Below are 25039 nucleotides of genomic sequence, written 5' to 3' on the forward strand. Positions count from 1 at the left end.
CGGTTCGGCTGGACCGAATCTTTCATCCTTTGTGACCAAGGTTGATCCATGCAGCGTAGACACCTGCTCAAAGCGTCCCTGGCCCTGGCGGCCTACACCGGCATTCCCTCCACCGGGCTGTTCGCCCTCCAGGCCTTTGCCAATCCGGCCAATGGCGATGGCCAGGCCTTCGATTTCGACTGGCTCAAGCAGCACGCCAAGGAGCTGGCCGGCCAGGCCTACCAGCCCACCGCCCAGAAACTGCCCGACACCCTGGCGAACATGACGCCCCAGCAGTTCAATGCCATCGGCTACGATGCCCAGCATTCGCTCTGGCACGACCTCAAGGGCCAGCTGGACATACAGTTCTTCCATGTCGGCATGGGCTTCAAGACGCCGGTACGGATGTATTCGGTGGACCCCAAGACCAGCGAGGCCAAGGAAGTCCACTTCCGCCCCGAGTTGTTCAACTACAACGACAGCGGCGTCGACAAGAGCCAGCTCAAGGGCGACCTGGGCTTTGCCGGCTTCAAGCTGTTCAAGGCGCCGCACCTGGCCCAGTACGACATCGTCTCCTTTCTCGGCGCCAGCTACTTCCGCGCCGTGGACAAGACCCGCCAGTACGGCCTCTCGGCCCGCGGCCTGGCCATCGACACCTATGCCGATCGGCCCGAGGAATTCCCCGACTTCACCAAGTTCTGGTTCGTCACCCCGAACAAGAACAGCACCCGTTTCGTGGTCTATGCGCTGCTGGATTCGCCCAGCGCCACCGGGGCCTATCGCTTCGACATCGACTGCCTGAACGACCGGGTGGTGATGGACGTGGACGCCAACGTCAACGCCCGCCGCGACATCAAGCAGCTGGGCATCGCGCCCATGACCAGCATGTTCGGCTGCGGCACCCACGAGCGCCAGACCTGCAATACCTACCATCCGCAGATCCACGACTCCGACCGCCTGGCCATGTGGAAGGGCAACGGCGAGTGGATCTGCCGCCCGCTTAACAATCCGCCCAAGCTGCAATTCAACGCCTTCAAGGACGACAGTCCCAAGGGCTTCGGCCTGGTGCAGACCGATCACGAATTCGAAAGCTACCAGGACGTCATGGTCCGCTACGATCGCCGGCCGAGTCTGTGGGTCGAGCCCACCTCCGCCTGGGGCGAGGGTGCCATCCAGCTGCTGGAGATCCCCACCACCGGCGAGACCCTGGACAACATCGTGGCCTTCTGGGCGCCGGCCGAAACCATCACCGCCGGCAAGTCGCTGCACTATGGCTACAAGCTGCACTGGAGTGCGCTGCCGCCGGTAAGCACGCCGCTGGCGCGGGTCAATGCCACCCGCTCCGGGATCGGCGGCTTCCCCGAGGGCTGGGCGCCCGGTGAGCACTGGCCCAAGGTCTGGGCGCGGCGCTTCGCCATCGATTTCAACGGCGGCGGCCTGTCGTTCCTGCCCGAGGGTACCGGCATCGAGCCGGTGGTGACCGTCACCGACGGCAAGGTGCAGGATTTCCACGTGCTCAAGATCGACGAGATCGGCGGCTACCGGGTGATCTTCGACTGGTACCCCACCAGCGACAAGGCCGATCCGGTGCAGATGCGCGCCTTCATCCGCACCCAGGACCGCGCCCTGAGCGAAACCTGGCTGTACCAGTACTTCCCGCCGGCCGCCGACCAGCGCCGTTATCCGGACTGGAAGCAGTCCTAAGCGACGGCTGGGAAAAAGCCGCTGTGCCTCTCCGGCACAGCGGCTTTTTTATGCCCGGAGCAAGGGCGCAGAGCCTGACAGGTCGCGGTGATCAGTCGGCCAGTACCACCTGGTTGCGCCCTGCGCGCTTGGCCCGGTAGAGGGCCGCATCGGCCAGGCCGTAGGCGAGCTCGAAGTCGGTGCCCGGCTGGTTGATGCTGAGGCCGAAGCTGGCCGTCACCGGCGCCGTGCCGGTCGCCTCCCGGGCGATGCGCAGGCGCAGGCATTCGGTCATGGCCAGGGCCTCGTCCCGTGCCAGGGTCGGCAGCAGCACGGTGAATTCCTCGCCGCCCACCCGACCGACGATGGCCGGCGCCTGGACCAGCTCCTGCAGGCAGCGGGCGATGGCCTGGATCACTCGATCGCCGGCGGGATGGCCGAAGTCGTCGTTGATGCGTTTGAAGTGATCGATGTCCAGCACGATCATGGCGCCGCCCCGCTGTCGCAGCGCCTGGCCGGCCTGGTCGATCACCGCGCCGCGATTGAGCATCCCGGTGAGGGCGTCGTGGGTGGCGCGGTATTCCAGCTGCTGGCTGAGGGTCTGCAACTGCTGGTTGAGGGCGTTCATCTCGCGTTCGGCGCGATCGCTGCGGGCAATCAGCCGGCGGGTCTCGCGCATCAGGCGTTCGAAATGCAGCGTCAGGTCGCCCAGGGCGGCGCGGTAGCGTTCGGCATCGGCGTCGTCGGCCACATAGAGGGCGCGCGCCGCCTGCAGCACCCCGGCTTCCTGTTCGAACAGGTCGGGGCCCGCTTCGACCGGGCTGCAGCGCCTGACGCTGGCGGTCATGCCGGCAGCTCGGGATGCTCGACGAACGTCAGCGCCTGGAAGTCCAGTCGCAGCTCTTCGCCGAATTCCTGGATGGTCTCGTCCTCGGCATCGTAGTACCAGTGCAACTCCACCTGGTTGCCGGCCTGGGCCGCCTGGTCCAGGGCGTCGAACAGGGTGAACAGCATCTTGGTGCTGGAGCTGTTGAAGTAGGCCAGGGCTACGTGCACCCGGATGTTGGCGTCCTGGCACTGGTCGAGATAGGCCCGTAGCGACTCGATCACCGGCAGGTAGAAGGCCGCGGCGTTTTCCGGAAAGGATTCGCCCTTGAGCCAGAGCTCGGCCTCGGCGAAACGGAAGTCCACTTCCGGAGAGGTGGCGGTGGGCGCGATGAACACGGTGTCCATACGAGGTCGGAGTCCCATGTCAGATGATGGCTTTCAGGCAGAACAGGGTGGTGCCCGGCGTCTGCGTGGAGGGGTGGAAGGCGAATTCCAGGGGTGCGCTGGCATCGCGCGCCATGGTCAGGAAGCCGAGGCCGGCGCCCTTGCTGTCAGCCGGGGTCTCGGCGCGCAGGGATTCGCGATAGGCCTGCTTGATCTGCTCCAGGGACATGCTGCACAGCGGCTCGAGCCGTGCGCGCAGGGCGTCGACCTTGTCGCTGACGATGGGGTTGGCACAGAGCATCTGGTAGTTGCCGTCCTGACGGGTGATACAGACCGAACCCTGACCCAGCTTGGCGTCCGCCAGGGCGTCCGGGGGCAGGGCATCGGCGGAATAGTGCAGGACGTTCTGTGACAGTTCGATGAAGGAGGAAAACAGCTTGCGCCGGGTGGCGCTGCTGATCCCTTCGAATTCCAGTTGCAGCTTCACCACCTCGGCCATGGCGGCGACGATGTCATGGGAGAAATAGCCGCGGTGATAGAAGATCACGTGCTGCTGCTGGGCGATTTCGAGAAAGGCGCCGTTCGTGGGAAAGGAAGCGGTCATGTTGGTCAGGCCACGCGGATGCAGAGAAAGGTGAGGTCATCGCGACGCAGTTCGTCGCCCTGCCAGCGGGCGAGGTCCGCGCTGAGCTGTGCGCAGAAGGCCGCGGTGGGCGCCGTGCGCGACTCGCTCAGCCGGGCCAGGGCGCGGCGCTTGCCGAAGGAGGTGCGCCGCGGGCCGCCGATCTGGTCGATCAGCCCATCGGTGGTGGCGAACAGCAGGCTGCCCGGTTGCAGCGGCAGGGTGGTGGCCGGCCAGCACTGGTCGAGCGGGCTGTCGGCGTAGCCGATGCCCAGGCGCAGCGGCGCCAGGGTCAGGACCTCCGCGGCGTCGGGCGCCAGGAGGTGGAGGGGCATGCGGGCGCCGGCGTAGGTCAGGCTGTGGCTGTGTCTATCCACCCAGAAACAGGCCAGGTCCAGGCCGTCGTTGGATTCGGAGATGCCGCCGGACTGCCCCAGCATCGCCTTGACGCTGCCGTTGATCGCCGCCAGCAGCGCCGAGGGATCGCGCGGTCCCAGCTGTTGCAGGGCCTGGGTCAGGGACGCCGAGGCGATCAGGGTCATGAAGGCGCCGGGCACGCCGTGGCCGGTGCAGTCGGCGATGGCGCCGAACCAGCCGTCCTCGTGCTGGGCGAAGTGATAGAAGTCGCCGCCGACCACGTCGCGCGGCTGCCAGACCAGGGTGGCGTCCTGCTCCATCACCGCCAGGGCCTCGCGCGAGCTGCGCAGCATGGCGCGCTGGATGACGCTGGCGTATTCGATGCTGTGCATGATCTGGCGATTCTTCTCGGCCTGCAGGTCCGCGACCATGCGCATCAGCTGCACACCCAGGCCGAGTCCGACGAAGCGACCCTCGCGGGTGACGATAAAGCCGTCGGCCAGGGCCTTTTCGCCCACCTCGACGGTGCGCCGGGTCAGCTCCTCGATGGACAGGGCGGCGTCCACCACCAGCGGCTCCTTGTCCATGAAGGCGATGCAGCTCTTGCGATCGTAGACTTCGCGGTGATACGGCTTGCTCATCTGCGAGAGAAAGATGTCGCGGTTGACCAGCCCGATCGGACGGTCGTGCTCGATCACCGCGAGACTGGTGATCTCGCGGCGTGCGTTGAACAGGTCCATGACCATGGCGTTGGTGTGCTCGGCCTCGACCGCGGGCCACTGGGTGCAGAGGTCGAGGGCGCAGCCCTGGCTGGGACGGGAGGAGGTACGCGAGGAGGACAGGGGAGCGGACGACATCGATACGAATCCGTTATCGGAAGGTCGATGCAGCCTAGGGGCTCCGTATTGAGCTTTGATGACAGAAGCTGGCCAGGCGCCAGCACGGAGTGGCGTCTGGGCAGGGGGGCTGCGTCAGCCGGTCAGGATGCCCAGAGCGGCGCGGGTGAAGGGCGGGGGTGGCACGGCGTTGAGCACCGCCCCTTGCAGCAGCAGACCGCTGTGGGCGAACTGGCGCTGGGTCGCCTCGATTTCCTTGGCGGTGTTGCAACCGTAGCGCGACACCAGCAGGCAGGTGCCGGCCTGGGCGGCCAGCAGTACGGCATCGGTCACCGCCAGCACCGGCGGGGTGTCGAGGATGACCAACTCGTAGTCCTGCTGCAGACCGCGCAGCAGTTCGGTACAGCGCGCACTCATCAGCAATTCGGCCGGATTCGGCGGACGGATGCCCCCCACCAGGCAGTCCAGACCGGGTATCGCCGAGGGCTGGATCGCCTGCTCGGGCGTCGCCAGTCCCGCCAGCACCTCGGCGAGGCCCGGGCGGCGGGCCAGCTGCAGGCGCCGGTGCAGGCGCCCGCGCCGCAGGTCGGCATCCACCAGCAGCACCCGCATTCCGCCTTCGGCCAATACCCGCGCCAGTTGCACGGCCACCGACGACTTGCCGGCGGCAGGGCTGGCACTGGTGATCAGCAGCAGATCGTTGCGCGCCTCGGTGCGGGCGAAGGCCAGGCTGGTCCGCAGAATCCGCAGGGCTTCCTGGTAGCCGCTGTCGAGCGAGGTCTGCAGCGGCCCGCCGACCTGGCGACTCGGTGCCAGCGGCAGTTGCGCCAGCACCGGCAGGCCGAGGTCTTCCAGGCCCTCGGCGTCTTCGATACCGCGCTCGAGACTGGCGCGCAGATAGACCCAGGCGGCGCCGGCCAGGCAGCCGAAGAGCAGGGCGCTGAGGATCAGCAGGGGCTTCTTGGGATAGACCGGAGCGATCTGGGTGTAGGCGCTGTCGATGATGCGCACATCGCTCACCGTGCCGGCGCGCACCACCGACAATTCCTGGATGCGCTTGCTGATCAGCGCATAGACCTTGTCCGCCGCCTCCACGTCGCGCTGCAGGCGCAGCACCTCCTGCTGGGTCTGCGGCAACTTGGCCAGGCGCTGCTGCAGGGCCTGACGCTCGCCGTTGAGCACCTGGCGGCGCGCCAGCAGGCCCTGGTAGAGCGGATGGGTGGGAGTGAAGCGCAGGGCCAGGCCCAGGCGCTCCATTTCCAGCGCCGATAGCTGGGCGTCGAGCTCCACCGCCTGGCTCAGCAGGCTGCGTCCCTCCGCGCCGATGGCGATGGAACCCCGTTGCCGCTGGTAGCGGTCCAGGGCCTGGCGACCTGCAGTCAGGCGCTGGTTCACCTGCGGCAATTCCTGGCGCAGGAAGGCCAGCTGCTGGGTGGATTCATCGGCGTTGCGGGTCACGTCCTGGCGCACATAGGCCTCGGTGATGCCGCGCAGGATGCGTTGCGCCCTGAGCGGATCGGTGTCCTGCAGCTGGATCGAGAGGATGCCCGAGCGCTTGCCGCGCTCGCTGACCATGAGTCGTTCCTGCAGCGCCTGGATGGTCACGCCACGACGCTGCTTGACCAGGATGAATTCGGTGCCCGGATAGGCGTGCAGCTGGGCGATGTCCAGGCGCAGCTCGCCGGCGCTGGCCGGCTCGCCCAGCCGACCCTCCAGCAGCCGCTTGCCCTGGGCATCGCTCAGCAGGAAGCGATCCGGGGCCTCGGCGGTGAGGGTGAGTGGCTGGCCATAGAGGGCATCGGGCACGCTCAGGCTGGCGATGGTCAGCTGCTCGCCGCCCCAGCCGAACTGCTTGAGGCCGAACAGCGGCGGGGCGACGGCCTCACCGGCTCGCTCGTGACGCCGGGCCAGCCAGTCGCCCAGCAGCGGCAGGCGCCGCGGGGTGACGCTCAGGTCCAGGCCCTCGGCGTCCACGACCTCGCCGACCACCCGCCGCGAGGTGAGCAGCTGCATTTCGGTGATGGCTTCCGGCGGTGGCATGGGCCGGCCATTGTCGGATTCGTCCAGACGCACGATGCCGCGCTGGTATTCGATCTGCACCGTCGCCACCGCCTGATAGCGCGGCGCGGCCAGCTGGGTATAGGCCACGCCCAGCAGGGTGCAGAGGGCGATGCAGACGAGCAGGCTGCGGCGATGGCGCCAGAGTGCGGCGCAGTAGCGGGCGAAGCCGATGTCCGCCGCCTGGGTGGCAGCGGGTAGCGAGTGATGCGACTGGTCCATGCAGGAGCGGGCCTTGGGCAGGTACGGAGGAGGACAGCCGTCGCGGCCGCGCGCTGTCGAGGAGACACCGCGCGGCGAACCGGGGGCGAAATCGTCACGCCAGGCAGGGCACAGCTTGGAACACCAGGCGCTGGATCAGGGATCCGCACCTTGTCGGCTGGAGTGCTGCGTCGACTCTAAGCGAAAGCAAAAGCCAAAAATGTGACACTCCATGCAGAACGTGACAGATGCCCGCTTGGCAGTCTCAAGGTGCTAAGGCAGTCTTCTTCGCGACCTGTCGTGTCTCCGGACGACAAGCCCTGGCTCGCGCCGGGTTTTCCGGAGCCGCTGGTGCCCTGCCGAGGCTGGCGGGCGCACCCGGGTATCAGATGCAAACGCCGCTGCCTCCCGGCAACGGCGTGTTCCTGACGGCTTCTTGAATGTAGTCAGCGGTTGAAGCCCGGTTACCGGCCCATGCGCCGCTTGGCCTGCGTGGGCGGTCTTGCACCGGCTGTACCAGGCCTGCGGAAGATGGCGCCTGGTTCTTCACTGCCCTGGACGGCGTTCTCGACTGCATGGCTGTCAGGAGACAGGACAATGAGCGTGGTATCTGACGTTACCCATCCCGGGGTCCGGGTGGGACGGTGGCCGTTCTGGCTGGGCGGTCTGGCGGTCGGCCTGCTGTTATTGCTGGCCCTGCTGTGGCGCCTGCCGGATTTCCGCGACGGCACCGGGGCGCAGAATCTCGAAGCCAGCTATCACGTCCTGCTCAGCCTCAATGCCCTGGACGAGTCCGGCGTGGCCCGGCACTGGTGGTTGCCCACCGTGACCCTGGGTGGCAGTCACGACAAGCCGGTGTCCTGGGGCGCGACCATTCCCACCCACAGCGGCGACTATGTCTACACCAGCTTCAGCAGCTACGGCTTCCTCGCGCCCTATTTCGGTCTCAAGGCCGCGGGTCTGACGCCTTCGCTGCACAGCCTCGCGCTGTTCAACGCCGCCCTTGGCGCCCTGACCGCGCTATTGTTGTTTCGCCTGCTCTACCTGGTGCTGCGCAGCCATGGCGCCAGCCGCGGCCTGGCCGCCACGAGCGCGGTGCTGGGCTGCCTGATCGCGATCTTCAGCCGCGAGGCGCTGCTCTCCCAGGGCCTGCTCTACTGGGTGCAGAGTTTCTACCAGGTGCTGCTGCTGGCCAGTCTGCTGACCTTCTTCCACTACCTGCGGGCGCCGGCTGGCCAGCGCAACCGCCTGGGCTGGCTGCTGGCCGGCCTGGTCTGCTTCGGCGCCCTGACCGAATGGACCGGCTACGTCTTTGGCGGTGGACTGGTCGCGCTGTTCTGGCTGCAGCACCGGCACCTGCCGGAAGGCCGGCGGATGGCCTGGCGCCTGGCCTTCGCCACGGCGCTGGCTGGCCTGCTGGTGCTGTTGCACTACAGCCTGGCGGCGGGTCTGTTGCCGACGCTCAAGGCCTTTGCCCGACGCTTTCTCGCCCGCAGCCCGAACAATGCCCACCTGACCGACTTCTTCACCGGCTACGGGCTGTCCTTCGGCCTGTTCCTGGCCGCGGTGGCCATCGCCCTGGGGGTGCTGCTCTGGAAGCGCAAGTCGCTGAACTGGCCGCGCAGCACCGCGCTGCTGCTGGTCGCCGCCAGCGTGCCGCTGCTGGAGAATTTGCTGCTGCTGCAGCACGCCACCCAATTTTCCTTCGATCGCCTCAAGTTCATCTTTCCCGCCGCGCTGCTGCTCGGCCTGGCCTTCCTGGCGCTGAAGACCCCAGGGCGTGCGGTGCTCGCCGTGGTGCTGGTGGCCGCGGCCCTGCAGAACGGCCAAACCTATCGCCAGGACCTCGCCGGCTATGCCGGCTGGGGCGCCATCGACCGGCAGAACCACGCGCTGGTGGGGCTGGTGAAAGGCCAGGTCGCGCTGGACTGCACCCTCATCTCCACCGACATGACGGTGCGCGGCTACGCCAACCTGCTGTTCCACCGCAGCATCCACGAATTGCAGCGCCAGCCGCTGGACTACCACGGCGAGCCGGGGGCCTGTGGCGGGCTCTATCTGGAAGGCCGGGAATTCCGCGTCGACCTGCCGGAATACACCCGCGCCCGCCTGAGTCTGGCGGACGGCCGCCAGCTGACCTACGCCAAGGTCGAGGGTGACTGGCGCCTGCAATGAACGCCTTATCCATGAACACGCTGCGAGGAAACCGGGCATGCCGGGTACGCTGATCAATCGACTGAGTTTTCTGGCCCTGGGTGGCCTGATGGTCCTGCAGTTCGGCGTCTTCGAACAGAGCCCGACCAACCCGGTGGGCATCCGCTACGTGGGCGAGCTGTACCTGGCGATCTGCCTGGGTTTCTTCGCGCTCTTCACCCTGAGCACCTGGCATCGGCCGCAGCGCGACTACCGGCTGCTGATGGGCTTCTGCCTGTTTTCCACGGCGATGTTCGTCGGCCTGCCGGCGGTGTTCGCCCAGCTGTTCTGGGGCCAGCCGCTGGTCTACGGCCTCATCGAGGAGCGGCGCGTGCTCTACTGCTTCAGCGCCTTCCTGGTCCTGTACCTGGCCAAGCGACTGAATGCCGTGCAGTTCGAGAATCTGATCATCCTGGTCGGACTGCTCTCGGCACTGCTGTGCTGGCTGTCCTACTTCAAGATGCTGCCGGACCTGCGCGACGAGGTGAAGGACCTCAGCCGCCCCGGACGGGCCTCCACGGGGGCGGGCGCCATCTTCTTCGGCTACTTCATCTGCATCTACTTCGCCGGTCGCGGGCGTTCCTTCATCGACGGGCAGTTGCGGCCCAAGCTGAGGCACGGCCTGCTGGCGCTGTTCTTCCTGGCGACCATCGTGGTGGTGTTGCAGACCCGCCAGCTGATCGTGGTCTGCCTGGTGTTCACCATCCTCGCCCTGCGCGCGCGCCTGGTCGGACCGGCGCTGTTCGGCGCCATCATCATCGCGCCGCTGATCCTCTATCCACACCTGCTGGAAACCCTCGGCTTCAACCTGGATTTCTATGCGCGCTCGGTGCAGGAAGGCCCCACCGACAACGTCCGGGAAACCACCATTTCCCAGATCATCAACCACCTGCAGCTGTACAACGGCCTGCCCAGCGGCAGCCTCAGCCTGATGTGGAACGACGGCTTCAAGCCGATCTTCGGCGACTATTTCTTCCTCTCCGATGTCGGCATCTTCGGCACCGTGTTCCGCTTCGGCTTCCTGTCGATCCTGGTGATTCCCATCGGCCTGGCGGTCCACTACCTGGTGGCGCGCAAGCTGAGCCGCGACCTTGAATTCACCCTGGCGGTGTTTCTCGCCTTCATGACCATCTGGCCGCTGCAGGGACTGTTCGAATACCAGGGCACCGCGGCCCTGCTCTTTGTCATGCAGGCGCTGAAGACCTACCACGGCGCGCCCCAGTACGGGGTGGTGACCCTGCCGGAGCGACCGGGGGCGCTGCCGCCCGGTCGCCAGGTCTTGCCGGTCTAGCAGCCGGTCAGGCGTTCGACGCGGCGTTCGCCGGGAAAGAAGAAGGGGCGCAGGCGCACGCCCAGGCTGTTGCCGAAGAAGGCGGCCACCAGCCACAGCCAGCCATGCAGGCTGCCCGAGGCGATGCCGCTGAAGTAGGCGCCGATGTTGCAGCCATAGGCCAGCCGCGCGCCGTAGCCCAGCAGCAGGCCGCCGAGCACCGCCGCCACCAGTGACCGCGCGGGGATGCGCAGGCTGGGGGCGAAGCGCCCGGCAAGACCCGCGGCGGCCAGGGCGCCCAGCATGATGCCAAGGTTCATCACGCTGGTGACGTCGAACCAGAAGGGCTCGGCCAGCGCCCGCGCATTGGCCGGTTGTTGCCAGAAGGCCCAGGCGGAGACGTCCAGCCCGAGCAGACCGGCACCCTTGGCGCCCCAGAGGGCGAAGGCCGAAGTGACGCCCCAGGGGCGACCGGCCAGGGCCAGGGTGACGAAGTTCAGTATCGCCAGGGCGATGGCGCCCCAGACCAGCGGCCAGTTGCCGCGCAGCAGGCGCGCCGCGCCCTGGTGTTCGCCGGGGACTGTGGCTTCCAGTCTGCCGTGGCGACGGCGCTCCAGCACCACCGAGATCCAGGCGATCAGGGCGAAGGCCGCCAGGCTGACCAGGATGCCGGGCAGCACGCCCAGGCTGGTCACCAGGGAGGTGGGCGGCAGGCTGGGCAGGGCGAACCACCAGCCCAGGTGCTGGGTGGCGATCAGCGAACCGATGACGAAGAACAGCAGGGTCACCAGCATCCGCGCATTGCCGCCGCCGGCGGTGAACAGGGTGCCGGAGGCGCAGCCACCGCCCAGTTGCATGCCGATGCCGAACAGGAAGGCGCCGATCATCACCGAGGTGGACAGCGGCGAGACATTGCCGCGCACCGCCTCGCCGAACAGACTGCCGGCGCCGAGGGCGGGAAAGAACAGCAGCACCGCCAGGGCCAGCATCACCATCTGAGCGCGCAGGCCGGCACCGCGACGGTCGAGGATGAACACCCGCCAGGCCGAAGTGAAGCCGAAGGCGGCGTGGTAGAGGGTCAGGCCCAGGGCGCCGCCGAGCAGTAGCAGCAGGGCCTGACGACCGCCCACGGCCTGGTTGAGAAAGACCATGCCCACGGCCAGCAGGCAGGTCGCCCACAGGGCCGCCCAGGGCAGGCGAGGAGAGGAGAGCGTAGAGGTCTGCTGCATCATGGTTCCGGTAGCTTCGAACTAAAGTCCGACTATTTTAGTGGGACTTGTTCGGGAATCCCAGCGGACATCCGCTGCTGGTTGAATGAAAAGGTTACATCGATATAACCAGAAGTTATTGGCCGGGCAGTACAGCCATTTGCTCGGCGTTGTGGTCAAAGCGGCCAAAGGAATCTTCCGGAGTTACCGTGTCCGCTGCTGTCGCCCTGTCCGCTTCCGCTTTGCCCACCCTGTCGCGGCTGCGCGGCTGGACTGCCCTCGTCGCTGCACTGGTCCTGGCCGGTTGCAGCCTGACGCCGACCTCCCAGGGGCCCACGCGCTCGCCGGCCGAGGTGCGCGCCGAGTTGCTGCGGTTGTTGCCCGCCAGCGTGGCGGATCGGCAGGGCTGGGCCAGCGATATCCAGACCGCCTTCAGCTCCCAGGGTCTCGAGCCCTCGACGGACAACCTCTGCGCGGTGCTGGCGGTGGCGGAGCAGGAATCCACCTACCAGGTCGATCCGCCGGTGCCGGGGCTGGGGCGGATCGCCCAGGAGGAGATCGATAGACGCGCGGCGCGGGCCTATGTCCCCCAACTGCTGGTGCGCACCGCGCTCAACCTCAAGTCGCCCAGCGGCAAGACCTACGCCCAGCGCCTAGACAGTGCCCGTACCGAGCGCGAGCTGAGTCTGATCTTCGAGGACTTCATCGCCATGGTGCCCCAGGGCGGCCAGCTGTTCGGGCGCTTCAATCCGGTACGCACCGGCGGACCCATGCAGGTCAGCATCGACTTCGCCGAGGCCCATGCCCGCGGCTATCCCTATGACCGCGACGGGTCCATCCGCCACGAGGTGTTCAGCCGCCGGGGTGGTCTCTATTTTGGCACCGCGCACCTGCTCGGCTATCCGGCGGACTATTCCACGCCGCTGTATCGCTTCGCCGATTTCAACGCCGGCTGGTACGCCAGTCGCAATGCCGCCTTCCAGAGCGCGGTGAGCCGGGCTACGGGGCTGACGCTGGCGCTGGATGGCGATCTGGTGGTGCCCGGCTCGCGCACCCAGGGCGAGACCGAGCGCGCGGTCAATCGCCTGGCGCCGGCCCTGGGCATGAGCGACATCGCCATCCGCCATGACCTGGAGGCGGGTGAGTCCGAGGACTTCGCCAAGACCGATCTCTATGCCAAGGTCTATGCCCTGGCCGAGCGCAAGGCCGGTCGCAGCCTGCCGCGCGCCATGCTGCCGGGCATCACCCTGGAAAGCCCCAAGATCACCCGGACCCTGACCACCGCCTGGTTTGCCCAGCGGGTGGAGGAACGGTGGCAGCGCTGCCGGGGCCGTGCCTCGCGCTGAGCGGGCAGGGGGCCGAACGGCGTTTTCCAGGTGACGAGGGTCGGGCCCGGGGATGGCAATTGGCCAGACTATTCGCCTACCATGGGGAGATGAAGCGGCCTCGCGCCGTGCGGTTCTGGTGTAGTCCCTAGAGGTCCAGATGACCGATATCCCCGGCTCCCGGTTGACGCTGATCGTCGACCAGTCCACCCCCACGGCCCGCCATCGGCTGCCGCCCCGCGAACAGGCCAAGGCCCTGCGCCTGCTGCGCACCCTGGGCCTCGAAGCCGATACCCCGCCGGAACTGGTGCTGGCCTGGCTGGAGCGCCGCGATGGCGGCTGCTCGCTGCCGGAAGCGGCGCGCCAGATCGGCCTGGGCAACTGGCTGGGGATCACCACCAGCCTGGCCGATCTCACTCAGAATCTGGCGCGCTTCGAAGCGGCCTACGCCCTGGACAGCGTGCTCGACTCCCTGAACGTCCTGGTCGAGCAATCGCCGCCGGAGTCCCGCTAGCCGCTAGAGGCCGGCACCGCGGATGTTGACGTAGAGGCTATAGAGCGAGTGGGAGCCGGCCATGAACAGCCGGTTGCCTTCCGGGCCGCCAAAGCACAGGTTGGGGCAGCGTTCCGGCAGGTGGATGTGACCCAGCGCCTTGCCGCTGGGATCGAACACCCGCACGCCATCGAGGGCTTCGGGCTTGGCCGCTGGCGCGCCACTGCTGCCCCAGCCGCACCAGAGATTGCCCGCCACGTCGCACTTGATGCCATCCAGGGCGCCGTATTCCAGCGCCTCGATGTGCTTGCGGCGCTCGCCCAGGCTGCCGTCGTCCTTGACCGTATAGGCCCACACCAGGCGATTGGGCTTGGCGCGGCCCTCGACCACATAGAGCAGCTTCTCGTCCTGCGAGAAGGCCAGGCCATTGGGACCGTTGAGATCGCCGATCACCCGGGTCACCGCCAGACTCTCGCCGTCGATGCGATAGACCCCGTCGGGCTGCTCGGTCTTGACCCGATGGCCCTCGTAGTCGCTGTTGGCCTGGAACGGCGGATCGCTGAACCAGATGGCCCCGTCACCCTTGACCACCACGTCGTTGGGTGAGTTGAAGGGCTTGCCTTCGAAGTTATCGGCCAGCACCGTCAGGCGCCCGTCGTGCTCGGTGCGGGTGACCCGCCGGCCGAGACCGTGGGTGGTCGAGCCTTCACAGGCGATCAGCCGACCCTGACGGTCGCGGGTCAGGCCGTTGGCGAAATTCGACTGGGCGCGATAGGTGTCCAGCCGGCCGCTGACCTCATCCCAGCGCACGATGCGGTTGTTGGGGATGTCGCTCATCAGCAGGTAGTTGCCGTCGCCGATCCATACCGGCCCTTCGGCCCAGCGCAGACCGGTGGCCAGGCGCTCGACGCTGGCGTTGAACAGGCGCAATTCCAGGAAGCGGTCGTCGAGGATCTCGATCAGCGGATCGGGATAGCGTTGGCTCAGGGGTTCGGCGGCGCGGGCGAGGGTGGGTAGCGCGAGGGCCGCGCTGCAGATGAGGCCGCCCTGAAGCAGACGACGACGCGACAGCGGCCGGGCGAGCCCCGGGGAAGAGTCATGCATGGTGCAGGTCCTTGATTGTTATTGTTCAGACGAGGCTATGCGGATGGACCTGCGGCAGCAGGCCAATCGTCTGACATCATATGTCTTGTGACGCAGGGCGCCAACCCGGGATCCGCGCTACTCGGCGTCCAGGACCAGGCAGGTGCGGGCACGGCCCTGGCGCTTGGCCTGATAGAGGCGGCGATCGGCTTCGTGGAGGAAGCCTTCGAGGTCATTGGCGACGCCGCTGAAGACCCCGGCGCTGAACGACAGTGGCGGGGCGCCCGGGGCATAGGTCTGGGCGTGGCAGTAGCGCCGCAGCAGGTCCAGCGCCTGCAGCAACTGCTCCGGGGGCATGCGGCTGACCAGGGCGAATTCCTCGCCGCCGAGGCGGCCGGTGAGGTCCTGGGGCAGGGTGCGGGCCAGCGCCTGGGCGAAGACCACCAGGGCGCTGTCACCGCTGGCATGGCCGTGCTCGTCGTTGATGCGCTTGAAGTGATCCAGGTCGAGCATGGCCACGCTCAGCGAGTGACCTTCGCGTTCGGCCTGGCGAAACCACTCCTGGGCCTGGTCCTGGAAGGCGCGGCGATTGCGCAGTCCGGTGAGGGAATCGTACTGGGCGGCGTGGGTGAGGGCGCGCATGAGGTCCCGCCGCTCCAGGGTCGAGACCACCCGGCAGTTGAGCTCCTCGGGGCAGAAGGGCTTGCGCAGGAAGTCGTCGGCGCCCTGCTTGATGAACTTGGCGCTGAGCGAGCCCTTTTCGTCGGCCGACAGGCCGATGATGCTGAGGTCGTGGCGGCGCAGCTTCTGCCGCAGCAACTGCACCAGTTCGAAGCCGCTGAGACCAGGCATGCTGTGGTCCACCACCAGCAGGTCGATGTCCGGCTGCTCCTGCAGCAGGCGCAGCGCCTCGTTGCCGTCGCAGGCGTCCAGCAACTGGTAGCGGTGGGGCGTCAGCACGTGGCGGATGTAGTTGCGGGTGGCGTCGGAGTCCTCGGCGATGAGGATCTTGACCGCGGTATTGCTGTCCAGCCGGCGCAGCAGCCGGAAGGCGAATTCGTAGGAGTACTGGCTTTCCTTGAGCACATAGTCGACCACGCCCTTGGTCAGCAGGTCATCGCGCCGGCGTTCGTCGTAGGAGCCGCTGAGGACGATGCAGGGCAGGCGATAGCGCAGCACCAGATCGACGCTTTCGCCATTGGGCGCATCGGGCAGGTTGAGGTCCACCAGGGCGGCAAAGAACAGATTGGCCGAGGTTTCCAGCATCAGCTCGGCTTCGGCCAGGGTGGCACAGAATACCGGCTCGAAGTCGCGCTGCTGACGAAAGAGGTGCGCCAGAATCTTGAGGACCATGGGGCTGTCTTCGATGACCAGGATGGAGCGCACCGGTAACTCCTGCAGGACAAGGATCGGCCGAGAGCCGGCCTGGCGTCAGATGAAGCGATCATTCGCCTAGGCGTATCGGCCAAAGGATCGGCGACTTGAATGGTCGCCGATCCTTTGCGTTTCAGCTGTCCGGCAGGCCTTCCTGGGGGCGCTGCCGGGGCAGGCGCAGGGCGTCGTCGCGCGGCAGCGGACGGCTCAGCAGGTTGCCCTGTACCTTGTCCACCTGCAGTGCCTTGAGCGTCGCCAGTTCGGCGAGGGTTTCCACGCCCTCGGCGATCACCTCCTTGCGTGTCTCGCGGGCGAAGGCAATGATCGCCGAAGCCAGCGCCCGGCGTTCGGCGTCGCTGTCGATGTCACGGACGAGACTCATGTCCAGCTTGATCATGTCCGGCCGCAGCCTGAGGATGTGCCTCAGGCTCGAATAGCCGGCGCCGGCATCGTCGATGGCCAGGCGCACGCCCTGGGCCCGTAGCGGTTGCAGCTGGGCATGGAGGGCGGCGTAGTCGTCGACCTCGGCGTGCTCGGTGATTTCCAGCACCAGCCGGCCCGGCGGATTGCCAGCCAGCAGCGCGGGCAGGCGGCCGGCCAGGATGGTCTGCGGTGAACAGTTCATGGTCAGGTAGGTATCGTCCGGCAGGCTCTGCAACCCTTGCAGTGCATAGCGCATGGCGCTTTCTTCGAGTTCGTCGCCCAGGCCGACCGCCGTGGCCTCGGAAAACCATAGATCCGGGCTGCGCTGCGGCGGGCAATGGAAGCGCGACAGGGATTCCCAGCCAGCGATACGCAGATCGGCGAGATGATAGATCGGCTGGTAGACGATGCTAGGTTGGTGGGCGGCCACCGCCCCCTGGATGCGCTCGCGCATCTCCACCTGGCCGCGGCGGCTGGAGACGTCCAGGCTGAGGCGATCGGCCACCAGCTCGGCGAAGGTCCGCACCAGTTCCAGGTCTCGGGGACTGAGGGTTGGATCGGGCTGGTACTTGAAGCAGCAGAAGGTGCCATAGAGCTCGCCGTCGTTGAGTCGCACGGGCACGCTCAGGTGCGCGCCGATGGGCACGGCGCGGGTCTCCGGAATCAGCCGGGTGGCGCCGACGGCCCGGGTGTCGGGGATGAGTTCGGGGAGATGGCCGGTGACCACCTGCTGGCAATAGCCCTGGCTGAGCGGCAGGGCATCGCCGGCCTTGATCGGCGCATCGGGCACGGCATCGACATTGCGAAAGACCCGGTCCTGCTGGCGAAATTCGGCCAGGAAGGCCACGTCCATGTCCAGATGGGTACGCAGCGCGTGCAGCACCTTGTCGATACAGCCCTGGCTGCTCAGGTTGCCGGTATCCAGGCCAACCACGTCCAACAACTCGGTACCTGATTCCCTCATGTCCTCACTCCCGGGAAACTACGACCTGAACCAGTGTAGAGCCTGGAATGAATTTGTCAGTCAAATGACCTCATCCGTTCGGCTCAACCCTGTTCGGCGTACCAGGCCTCGAAGACGGGCAGGGCCATGGGGCGGGCCAGCAGGTAGCCCTGAACCTCGTCGCAGCCGGCTTCCTGCAGGAAGGCCAATACCTCTGGCGTCTCTATCCCCTCGGCAACGCTGCGATAGCCGAGTTTGCCGATCAGCGCCAGCAGCGCCCTGACCACCTCCTGCTTGCGCGGATCCTGGGGCAGGTCGTGGATCAGCGAGCGGTCGAGCTTGACGCTGGTGACCGGCAATTCGTAGAGATAGGCGAAGTTGCTGTAGCCACTGCCGAAGTCGTCGATGGCGATCTCCACACCCAGCTCGCGCAGGGCATGCAGCTGGGCGATGGCCTCCGGATTGCGTCTGAGCCATTCGCCTTCGGTGATCTCCACCTCCAGCCGGCGGGGATCGACGCCCTCGCGCCGGCAGGTCTCGCGCAGCAGTTCGACCAAGTCGCCCTCGTCGAAATCCCGTGGCGACAGGTTGAGCGACAGTCGCCCCTGATAGCGATTGTCCCAGTGCGCCAGCTGGCTGACGGCGGTACGGATCACCCAGCGGGTGACGCTGTGGATCAGGGCGGTCTTCTCGATCGCCGGAATGAAGTCGCCGGGCGCGATGGGGCCGAGTTGCGGATGGGTCCAGCGTAACAGGGCTTCGGCGCTGCGCAGTCGGCGTCCGGGCAGGGCCAGGCGTGGCTGGAAGGCCAGGCTGAAGTCGCCGCGCTCCAAGGCTTCGGGAATCTGCCGGACCAGCTGGAAGATGCGCTGGAAGGCCTCGTCCTGCGGACGCTCGTAGACGACCCAGTGACGACTGCTCAGCGTCGCCTGATTTACCGCCACCATGGCCTTGCGCAACAGGTCACGGACTTCGCCCGAGTCGAGCAGGAAGGGCACCACACCGGCCTTGACCGGCGGGTCGATGGGAATGCGGTCGGCCTGGACCGGCATCCGTAGCTGGGCGATGAGCGCATCGAGCAGCGGCGGGTAATCGCAGTCCTCCGGCAACAGGAAGGCGAATCTCTTGGTGTCCACGTGATAGACCTTGGCCCGGTCCTTCAGGGCGTCGCACAGCCGCAGGGCCAGGCTGCGCAGGAAGGTCTCGAAGGGCCACATGCCCTGGGCCAGGATCAGCTGCTCCTTCCAGTGGGTCTCCAGCGGATCCACCAGCACCAGCAGGCGCCCCTCGTCGGGCTGGAATTCGGCCAACTGAGCGACATCGGCCTGGAACTGCTGACGATTGGGCAGGCCGCTGACCGGATCGCGACGGCGCAGGTGCTGGCGCAGGGCGATGAGCCTCATCACCTGGGCGGCGAAATCGTCCAGGCGCTTGCGTTCCGCGACCGTCAGTTCGCGCGGCTGGCTGTCGAGGATGCACAGACTGCCGATGGCATAACCGCCCTCGGTGACCAGGGTCGAGCCGGCATAGAAGCGCACATGGGGTGCGCGGACCACCAGGGGGTTATGGCTGAAGCGGGTATCGCAGCAGGCATCGTTGATCTCCATCCGGCCATTCTCGGCCCGGATGGTGTGGGCGCAGAAGGCATCCTCGATGGGCATCTGCGCCAGGTCGAAGCCAACGCGGGCCTTGAACCACTGACGGTCGCGGTCCACCAGACTGATCAGCGCGGTCGGCACATTGAAGCTGCTGGCGACCAGCTCGCAGAGTCGATCAAATTCCTCCGCCGGCGCCGAATCCAGCAGCTCCAGGGCGTGCAGGGCGTTGAGGCGGTCATCTTCGTACTTCAGTGAATCGGCCATCAGGCTATCTCGGGAATGTCGATGAGCCTTGTGCGAGCAACAAGCACATCCTGGAAGAACTGCTGCCACCCGAGCCAGGCGGGTGCAGCAAACGAGAGGCAGGTCTGTGGAGGTATCGGCAAGAAATCGTAAGACTTTAGCCGTTTCGTCTCGCCTGCCAGTCTGGAACCTTAGCGCGGCTGCACGTCGGGTGCGAGCCCTGGTCGAAGAGGTATCCCTGCCGAGTAGCGACCATGACCCTGACCTGCCTGTTCGACATCAACGAAACCGTGCTCGACCTGTCCGCGCTGGATGGCCTGTTCACCGAGCTGTTCGGTGACCCCCAGAGTCGCACGCTGTGGTTCGCCCAGACCCTGCAGAACGCCATGACCGCCGAGCTCTGTGGCCGGCACGCGCCCTTCGAGGCCCAGGGCCAGGCGGCGCTGGAGATGATCGGCGCACGACTCGGACGGACGCTGACGGCCGCTGACAGACAGCGTGTGGCCAAGGCCCTGCAGGCGCTGCCCGCCCACGTCGATGTCCGAGCCGGGCTCGATTTCGCCCGGGCGCAGGGGGTGCGTTGCATCGCCTTTTCCAACAACGCGCGCGCCGCCACCCAGGCGCAACTGGCCTACGCCGGCCTGAGCGATGCCTTTGCCGGCATCCTCTCGGCCGAGGACGCCGGTGCCAGCAAGCCCGCCACGGCGGCCTATCGCCAGGCCGCCGCCAGCCTGGATCAGCCGGCCGAACAGCTGTGGCTGGTCGCCGTCCATGCCTGGGACATCGCCGGCGCCCAGGCGGCCGGTTTCAAAGGTGCCCTGCTGCAGCGGCAGGCCGAGCAGGTGGCCAACCCCCTGGCGCCGCCCGCGGTGACCGGCGGCACGCTGCAAGAGGCAGTGGCGCGCATTCTGGCGCACGAGGGCCGCAGCTAGCGGCCCGGCGTGCTAACGTCCGCGCCATCACCGGCGGGTGCCGGGTTTTCAAGACAGTGAGAGTCGCTTTCCCATGACGGATACCCTTGCCCGGCTGCGCGCCGGCGAACTGGCCGGGGCCACGCGCCTGACCCTGCGTGCCGACCTGACCGAATTCCCCGAAGAGATCTTCAGCCTGGCCGACAGCCTGGAAATCCTCGACCTGTCGGGCAATCGGCTGACCCGCCTGCCCGCCGACCTGGGCCGGTTGCACCGCTTACGCATCCTCTTCTGCTCGAGCAATCCATTCACCGAATTGCCCGAGGTGCTCGGCACGCTACCCAGGCTGGAAATGATCGGCTTCAAGGCCTGCCAGCTGGAGCGGGTGAACGCTGCGGCCCTGCCGCCGCGCCTGCGCTGGCTGATCCTCACCGACAACCGCATCGCCGAATTGCCTGCCGCCCTGGGCGAGCGGCCCGCCCTGCAAAAGCTGATGCTGGCCGGCAACCATCTGCAGAGCCTGCCGCCGTCCATGGCCGACCTGCACCAGCTGGAACTGCTGCGGCTGTCGGCGAATCGCTTCGCGGCGCTGCCTCCGGCCATCCTCGACCTGCCGCGGCTGACCTGGCTGGCCTATGGCGACAATCCCCTGGGGGCCGAGCGCGAGCGCGCGGTGCGCACCCAGGCGGCGCGGCAACAACGCATCGCCTGGAGCGACCTGGTGCTGGGCGAGCGGCTGGGGGAGGGCGCCTCCGGCATCATCCATCAGGCGCGCTGGCAGTCGCCCACGGGGCCGCGCGAGGTCGCCGTCAAGCTGTTCAAGGGCAGCATGACCAGCGATGGAACCCCGGAAAGCGAAAGCGCCGCCAGCCTCAGTGCCGGCACCCATCCCTGGCTGATCGGCGCCCTCGGTGATCTGGCCGAGCATCCCGAGCAGCGCAGTGGCCTGGTGCTGGAGCTGGTGGAGCCGGCCTTCGGCAACCTGGCCGGTCCGCCCAGCTTCACCACCTGCAGCCGTGACGTCTATCCGGAAGACACCCGCTTCACCGCCCGCGCCGTGCGCAGCATGGCGGGCGGCATGGCCAGCGCCCTGGCGCACCTGCACGGGCATGGCCTGGTCCACGGCGACTTCTATGCCCACAACATCCTCTGGGACGGTGGCGCGCGCTGCCTGCTGGGCGACTTCGGCGGCGCCTCGCTGCTGCCCGAGGACCGGACGCAGGCCGCGCGGCTGCAACGCTTCGAAAGTCGCGCCTTCGGTATCCTGCTGGAGGAGTGGCTGACGCGTTGCAGCGAGCCCGTGGATCCGGCGCTGGCGGCCCTGGCCGCGCAGTGCCAGCAGCCCCCGCTCGATGCGCGTCCGCTGCTGGCCGAGGTGGCGCAGCGGCTGCACGGCTAGCCCTGGGTCTCGTCCAGCGCCCAGTCCACGGCGGCCAGGGCGTGCAGTCGCGTGGTGTCGAACAGCGGCACCGCGCTGTCGCCCTGGTCCACCAGCAGCATGATCTCGGTGCAGCCGAGCACGATGCCCTCGGCACCCTGGGCGACCAGCTCGGCGATGATCGCGCGATAGGCTGCCCGCGATTCGGGGCGCACCTCGCCACGTACCAGCTCGTCATAGATGATGCGGTGCACGATCTGGCGCGCGGCCGCGTCAGGCACCACCACTTCCAGGCCGAAGCGCTCGGTCAGCCGCTCGCGATAGAAAGCCTGCTCCATGGTGAAGGCGGTGCCCAGCAGGCCGACGGTCCGCAGGCCCCGGGCGCGGATCGCCGCACCCGTGGGGTCGGCGATGTGCAGCAGCGGCAAGGTCGTGGCCGCCTCGATCTCCGCCGCCAGGCAGTGCATGGTGTTGGTACAGAGCACCAGCGCCTCGGCACCACCGGCGGCCAGTTGCCGCGCATGGCCCTGCAGGCGCTGACCCAGCGCCGTCCAGTCGCCGGCATGCTGCAGCGCGGCGATCTCGGTGAAATCCACCGACAGCAGCAGGCAGGCTGCCGAATGACTGCCGCCCAGCCGGCGCCGGACCTCTTCGTTGAGGATGCGATAGTAGTGCGCCGAGCTTTCCCAGCTCATGCCGCCCAGCAGGCCCAGGGTGCGCATGGTCGTTCTCATGGTGATTGGCGAACAGGCATCTTGGCGTCTGTTTAAGCGGTGCGTGAGGATCAGTAGGCCGGAGATCGAGCAGTACAGTGAGCGGCCTGGTAAGCCGCAAAAAAGTCGAGGGGATCGGCGGGTGGTTTCCCGATGGAGCTGTGGCGGATGCTGACCCGAGGCCTTGAACGGCAGGTCAGGAAAAGCAGATAGGGAGCGCCCGACTCCTGGTTCGTCCAGGCAGAGGATGAACGCCCAGGGTCATGGCAAGGTGGCGCGCGCTCAGGATGGCGAATGTGTTTTCAGCCAATCCTTGAGCGCGGCATCCATGCGGGTCTGCCAGCCTGAACCCGTCGCGCGGAAGGCGTCGACAACGTGCGGGGAAAGCCGAATGGTGATGCGCTCCTTGGTGACGCTGGCTTGGGGTCGGCCACGACGCAGCTTGGCTTGCAAGGTCACCGGCAATGCACCGATGCGCACCGATTGCTCGACTTTTTCGTCGGTCCACTCCGGGTTTTCCACGTCGATCAATTCAGGATTGAGTGGCTTGCTCATAGCGTTTTACCTCGCGATTGTTTGCCTTGCGGAAGCTGATGACCCGGATGCCAGTGGCGGTTTCGGTGAACACCACGGCGTGCACCCGGCGCGCAATCAGGCCCAGGGCCGAATACCGTACTTCCGGATAGATCCTCCGGTCATCGACCCAGATCAGCGCCGTTTCGAAGTCGAAGTTGGCAACCCCTTCGAAGCTCAGTCCACGAGCGGCGATGTCGGCGATGTTCTTGGCCGGATCGAAGCTTATGTCCATGATTTATTGTATGTACATTAATTAAGGCCGGCAAGACGTCCTTGTACAGCGGATCCCACGGTAGGTGAGGCGGTCTGCCGCTGACGTCGACGAGCCTGGAGGAGGTGGCCTCGACAGCCGTCGAACATGGCTGACATCGTCCGCTCCAGCGCCTGGATACGAGCCCTGATGTCATCAGTGCCCATGGCACACCCCACGTGCGCAAGCTACGCTTCGAGAGGCCACTCCCGGCCCTTGGAGGTGATCGTCATGCTCAAAGCTCTGTTCGCCGCGGTAGCCCTGACCCTCTTCGCAGCCGCCAGCGTCCAGGCGGCACCCTGCCGGGATGCCCACGGCAAGTTCGTCAAATGCGACACCACCAAGACCAAGGCCGCGCAATGCAAGGATGCCAAGGGCAAGTTCGCCAAGTGCGGTACGCCCGGGGCCACACCGGTCAACTAGAGGCGGCCAGCCGGACGTCAGGCAGGGTCTTGGTCATGACGCCTCGCCTGACGTCGCCACCTGCGCCTGCCAGCGCCCCGGCGCAAGGGCCGCTAGTCCTTTTCCGCCGACCCCGGCTCCGACCAGGCGCGATGGCGCTCGGCCTTCTGCGCTTCGCTTTCCACCCGATTGAGCACTTCGCCCTCGTGCTGGACTTCGGGGCCGCCGCCATAGACATGGTCGAGGCCCTGCATCAGCGCGGCGTAGCCTTGCGCGGCCACCTGCACCGGATCGTTCTTGGGCCCGGCGCCGACGCTGGTGTCGTCTTCGCCGGCGCGGTGGAAGAAGTTGGTGTCGGTCTGGCCGGGCATGAGTACCGTGAGGGTCACGCCACTGTCCTTGAGTTCGTTGCGCAGGGCGAAGGCGAAGGAGTTGATGAAGGCCTTGGAGGCACCGTAGACGGCCTCGAAGGGAATCGGCGCCGTGGCCGAGATGGACGACGTGAAGAGCACCCGGCCACGGCCGACGGCGACCATCTCCGGCAACACCAGCTTGGCCAGGTGCACGGTGGACATGACATTGAGCTGGATCAGCGCCATCTCGTCCTCCAGCCGCGTCTGGCCGACGAAGGCGCCGCCCAGGCCGACCCCGGCGTTGAGTACCACGACGTCCAGCGGCCGCCCCTGGCGGCGCAGGAATCTATAGGTCTCTTCCACGCCCACGGCGGTGCGCAGGTCAGCCGCATGACTCCAGACCTTGACTCCCAGGGCGCGCAATTCACGCTCGGCGGCGTCAAGGCCGTCGCCGCGGGAAACCAGCAGCAGATCATGGCCATGGCGGGCCAGCTGCTTGGCCAGTTCGAAGCCGATGCCGCTGGAGGCACCGGTAACGGCGGCCAGTGGCCGGGTAACATTGCTCATGCTGAAATCCTCTGCAGACCTGGTGTAGCTGGGATCGTCGCGGAGAGCTGGTGCTCCCCGCGGCCGACGGTTGACCCCTGACGGCATGGCATAATCGCCAGGCCGTGTAGAGGAGACAAGCGATGCAACCCGCGGATCTGGACGCCCTGGTGACTTGGACCATGCCCTATGGCAAGTACGCCGGCCGCCTGCTGGCCGACCTGCCGGGCCACTACCTCAACTGGTTCGCCCGCAGCGGCTTTCCACCTGGCGAGCTGGGCCGGTTATTGGCGCTGATGCAGGAGATCAACCACAACGGCCTCAAGCCGCTGCTCGATCCGCTGCGCCGCCGGCGCTAGTCCGCCAGGCGACGCATGTCGATATGGGGAATTCCGTCCTCGTCGTACACCGCTGAGCAGGGCGTGAAGCCATAGCGGCCATAGTAGGCCTGCAGATGAGCCTGGGCGGAGAGAAACAGCGAGCGCCCGGGCCAGCGCTCGGCACAGACGCGCAGGGCTTCCGCCAGCAGCAGGTGCCCCAGCCCGCTGCCGCGGCCCTCGGGGGCGACGATCACCCGGCCGATCACCACGTCCTCGCGTACTGCCCCGAGCAGGCGCAGGTAGGCGTGCAACTGGTCGTCACGCCAGCCGAACAGGTGCCAGACATCCGCTGCCAGATCCAGGCCATCGGCGTCGGGATAGATGCACTGCTGCTCCACCACGAACACCCGGGCGCGCAGCACCAGGGCGGCATAGAGCTCGGCGGTGGTCAGCGCTGGCGCGGCGCGGCAGCTCCACTGGATGGTCATG

General features: G+C 67.1%; 24 protein-coding genes. 9 read left to right on the forward strand and 15 right to left on the reverse strand.

Annotated elements, in window-relative coordinates:
• Positions 1-48: 48 nt before the first annotated feature.
• Entirely contained in the window at positions 49-1683 is a 1635-nt protein-coding gene (locus tag AABM56_RS05775; RefSeq protein WP_133859921.1) for a glucan biosynthesis protein D, read from the forward strand.
• Positions 1684-1774: 91 nt separating this feature from the next.
• Here the strand turns inward: AABM56_RS05775 and AABM56_RS05780 are convergent, their stop codons facing one another.
• The 5 genes from AABM56_RS05780 to AABM56_RS05800 form a co-directional block, all read right to left on the reverse strand.
• Positions 1775-2509 carry a GGDEF domain-containing protein gene (locus tag AABM56_RS05780; protein WP_133859920.1) on the reverse strand — a complete coding sequence of 245 codons (735 nt, stop codon included), beginning with the start codon at positions 2507-2509 and terminating at the stop codon, positions 1775-1777.
• A complete protein-coding gene (locus tag AABM56_RS05785) occupies positions 2506-2895 on the reverse strand; it encodes a DUF1987 domain-containing protein (RefSeq protein ID WP_133859919.1) in 390 nt (129 codons plus the stop codon). The genes AABM56_RS05780 and AABM56_RS05785 overlap by 4 nt, the downstream gene beginning before the upstream one ends.
• 19 nt (positions 2896-2914) lie before the next feature.
• On the reverse strand, positions 2915-3478 hold the full coding sequence (locus AABM56_RS05790; RefSeq protein ID WP_133859918.1) for a SiaB family protein kinase: 564 nt from the start codon (positions 3476-3478) through the stop codon (positions 2915-2917).
• Positions 3479-3483: 5 nt separating this feature from the next.
• Entirely contained in the window at positions 3484-4710 is a 1227-nt protein-coding gene (locus tag AABM56_RS05795) for a SpoIIE family protein phosphatase (protein WP_133859917.1), read from the reverse strand.
• Between the two features lie 114 nt (positions 4711-4824).
• Complete coding sequence (locus AABM56_RS05800; RefSeq protein WP_133859916.1) at positions 4825-6969, reverse strand: polysaccharide biosynthesis tyrosine autokinase; 2145 nt, start codon at positions 6967-6969, stop codon at positions 4825-4827.
• A gap of 576 nt (positions 6970-7545) precedes the next feature.
• On the opposite strand from AABM56_RS05800, the gene AABM56_RS05805 reads away from it, so the two are divergent.
• Positions 7546-9123: a hypothetical protein gene (locus AABM56_RS05805; protein ID WP_133859915.1), complete on the forward strand. Its 1578-nt coding sequence runs from the start codon at positions 7546-7548 to the stop codon at positions 9121-9123.
• Positions 9124-9160: 37 nt separating this feature from the next.
• Positions 9161-10432 (forward strand): hypothetical protein, encoded by a 1272-nt coding sequence (locus AABM56_RS05810; RefSeq protein ID WP_347883900.1) that lies wholly within the window; start codon positions 9161-9163, stop codon positions 10430-10432.
• On the opposite strand, the gene AABM56_RS05815 is transcribed toward AABM56_RS05810, so the two are convergent.
• Positions 10429-11562, reverse strand: a complete 1134-nt coding sequence (locus AABM56_RS05815) for a YeeE/YedE family protein (protein ID WP_347884114.1) — start codon at positions 11560-11562, stop codon at positions 10429-10431. The two genes, AABM56_RS05810 and AABM56_RS05815, sit on opposite strands and share 4 nt — an antisense overlap.
• 299 nt (positions 11563-11861) lie before the next feature.
• On the opposite strand from AABM56_RS05815, the gene AABM56_RS05820 reads away from it, so the two are divergent.
• Both AABM56_RS05820 and AABM56_RS05825 read left to right on the forward strand, forming a co-directional pair.
• Complete coding sequence (locus AABM56_RS05820) at positions 11862-12965, forward strand: DUF1615 domain-containing protein (protein WP_347884115.1); 1104 nt, start codon at positions 11862-11864, stop codon at positions 12963-12965.
• Between the two features lie 139 nt (positions 12966-13104).
• Complete coding sequence (locus tag AABM56_RS05825; RefSeq protein WP_347883901.1) at positions 13105-13458, forward strand: hypothetical protein; 354 nt, start codon at positions 13105-13107, stop codon at positions 13456-13458.
• 3 nt (positions 13459-13461) lie between these two features.
• On the opposite strand, the gene AABM56_RS05830 is transcribed toward AABM56_RS05825, so the two are convergent.
• The 4 genes from AABM56_RS05830 to AABM56_RS05845 form a co-directional block, all read right to left on the reverse strand.
• Entirely contained in the window at positions 13462-14541 is a 1080-nt protein-coding gene (locus tag AABM56_RS05830; protein WP_347883902.1) for an SMP-30/gluconolactonase/LRE family protein, read from the reverse strand.
• 117 nt (positions 14542-14658) lie between these two features.
• Entirely contained in the window at positions 14659-15906 is a 1248-nt protein-coding gene (locus tag AABM56_RS05835) for a diguanylate cyclase (protein WP_133859910.1), read from the reverse strand.
• Positions 15907-16027: 121 nt separating this feature from the next.
• Complete coding sequence (locus AABM56_RS05840) at positions 16028-17281, reverse strand: EAL domain-containing protein (protein WP_133859909.1); 1254 nt, start codon at positions 17279-17281, stop codon at positions 16028-16030.
• Between the two features lie 83 nt (positions 17282-17364).
• Positions 17365-19122, reverse strand: a complete 1758-nt coding sequence (locus AABM56_RS05845) for a bifunctional diguanylate cyclase/phosphodiesterase (RefSeq protein ID WP_263259196.1) — start codon at positions 19120-19122, stop codon at positions 17365-17367.
• A gap of 233 nt (positions 19123-19355) precedes the next feature.
• On the opposite strand from AABM56_RS05845, the gene AABM56_RS05850 reads away from it, so the two are divergent.
• Positions 19356-20033 carry a haloacid dehalogenase type II gene (locus tag AABM56_RS05850; RefSeq protein ID WP_133859908.1) on the forward strand — a complete coding sequence of 226 codons (678 nt, stop codon included), beginning with the start codon at positions 19356-19358 and terminating at the stop codon, positions 20031-20033.
• A 73-nt stretch (positions 20034-20106) separates the two neighbouring features.
• Complete coding sequence (locus AABM56_RS05855; RefSeq protein ID WP_133859907.1) at positions 20107-21411, forward strand: leucine-rich repeat-containing protein kinase family protein; 1305 nt, start codon at positions 20107-20109, stop codon at positions 21409-21411.
• Here AABM56_RS05855 and AABM56_RS05860 read toward each other — a convergent pair.
• From AABM56_RS05860 to AABM56_RS05870, 3 genes are all read right to left on the reverse strand, one after another.
• Entirely contained in the window at positions 21408-22112 is a 705-nt protein-coding gene (locus tag AABM56_RS05860; RefSeq protein ID WP_133859906.1) for an aspartate/glutamate racemase family protein, read from the reverse strand. The two genes, AABM56_RS05855 and AABM56_RS05860, sit on opposite strands and share 4 nt — an antisense overlap.
• Positions 22113-22385: 273 nt before the next feature.
• On the reverse strand, positions 22386-22658 hold the full coding sequence (locus AABM56_RS05865) for a BrnA antitoxin family protein (protein WP_133859905.1): 273 nt from the start codon (positions 22656-22658) through the stop codon (positions 22386-22388).
• Positions 22636-22911, reverse strand: a complete 276-nt coding sequence (locus AABM56_RS05870) for a BrnT family toxin (protein ID WP_347883903.1) — start codon at positions 22909-22911, stop codon at positions 22636-22638. The genes AABM56_RS05865 and AABM56_RS05870 overlap by 23 nt, the downstream gene beginning before the upstream one ends.
• A 249-nt stretch (positions 22912-23160) precedes the next feature.
• On the opposite strand from AABM56_RS05870, the gene AABM56_RS05875 reads away from it, so the two are divergent.
• The gene (locus AABM56_RS05875) at positions 23161-23352 is read left to right on the forward strand and encodes a hypothetical protein (protein ID WP_133859903.1); all 192 of its coding nucleotides are present in this window, start codon (positions 23161-23163) and stop codon (positions 23350-23352) included.
• A 92-nt stretch (positions 23353-23444) separates the two neighbouring features.
• Here AABM56_RS05875 and AABM56_RS05880 read toward each other — a convergent pair whose 3' ends face one another.
• Positions 23445-24251 carry an SDR family oxidoreductase gene (locus tag AABM56_RS05880; RefSeq protein WP_133859902.1) on the reverse strand — a complete coding sequence of 269 codons (807 nt, stop codon included), beginning with the start codon at positions 24249-24251 and terminating at the stop codon, positions 23445-23447.
• A 122-nt stretch (positions 24252-24373) separates the two neighbouring features.
• Here AABM56_RS05880 and AABM56_RS05885 point away from each other — a divergent pair, with 122 nt between their 5' ends.
• Positions 24374-24589, forward strand: a complete 216-nt coding sequence (locus AABM56_RS05885) for a DUF3820 family protein (RefSeq protein ID WP_133859901.1) — start codon at positions 24374-24376, stop codon at positions 24587-24589.
• Here the strand turns inward: AABM56_RS05885 and AABM56_RS05890 are convergent.
• Positions 24586-25038, reverse strand: a complete 453-nt coding sequence (locus AABM56_RS05890; protein WP_133859900.1) for a GNAT family N-acetyltransferase — start codon at positions 25036-25038, stop codon at positions 24586-24588. The two genes, AABM56_RS05885 and AABM56_RS05890, sit on opposite strands and share 4 nt — an antisense overlap.
• Position 25039: the final 1 nt, after the last annotated feature.

This window comes from Pseudomonas aestiva, assembly GCF_039908605.1.
Lineage (GTDB): Bacteria > Pseudomonadota > Gammaproteobacteria > Pseudomonadales > Pseudomonadaceae > Chryseomonas > Chryseomonas aestiva.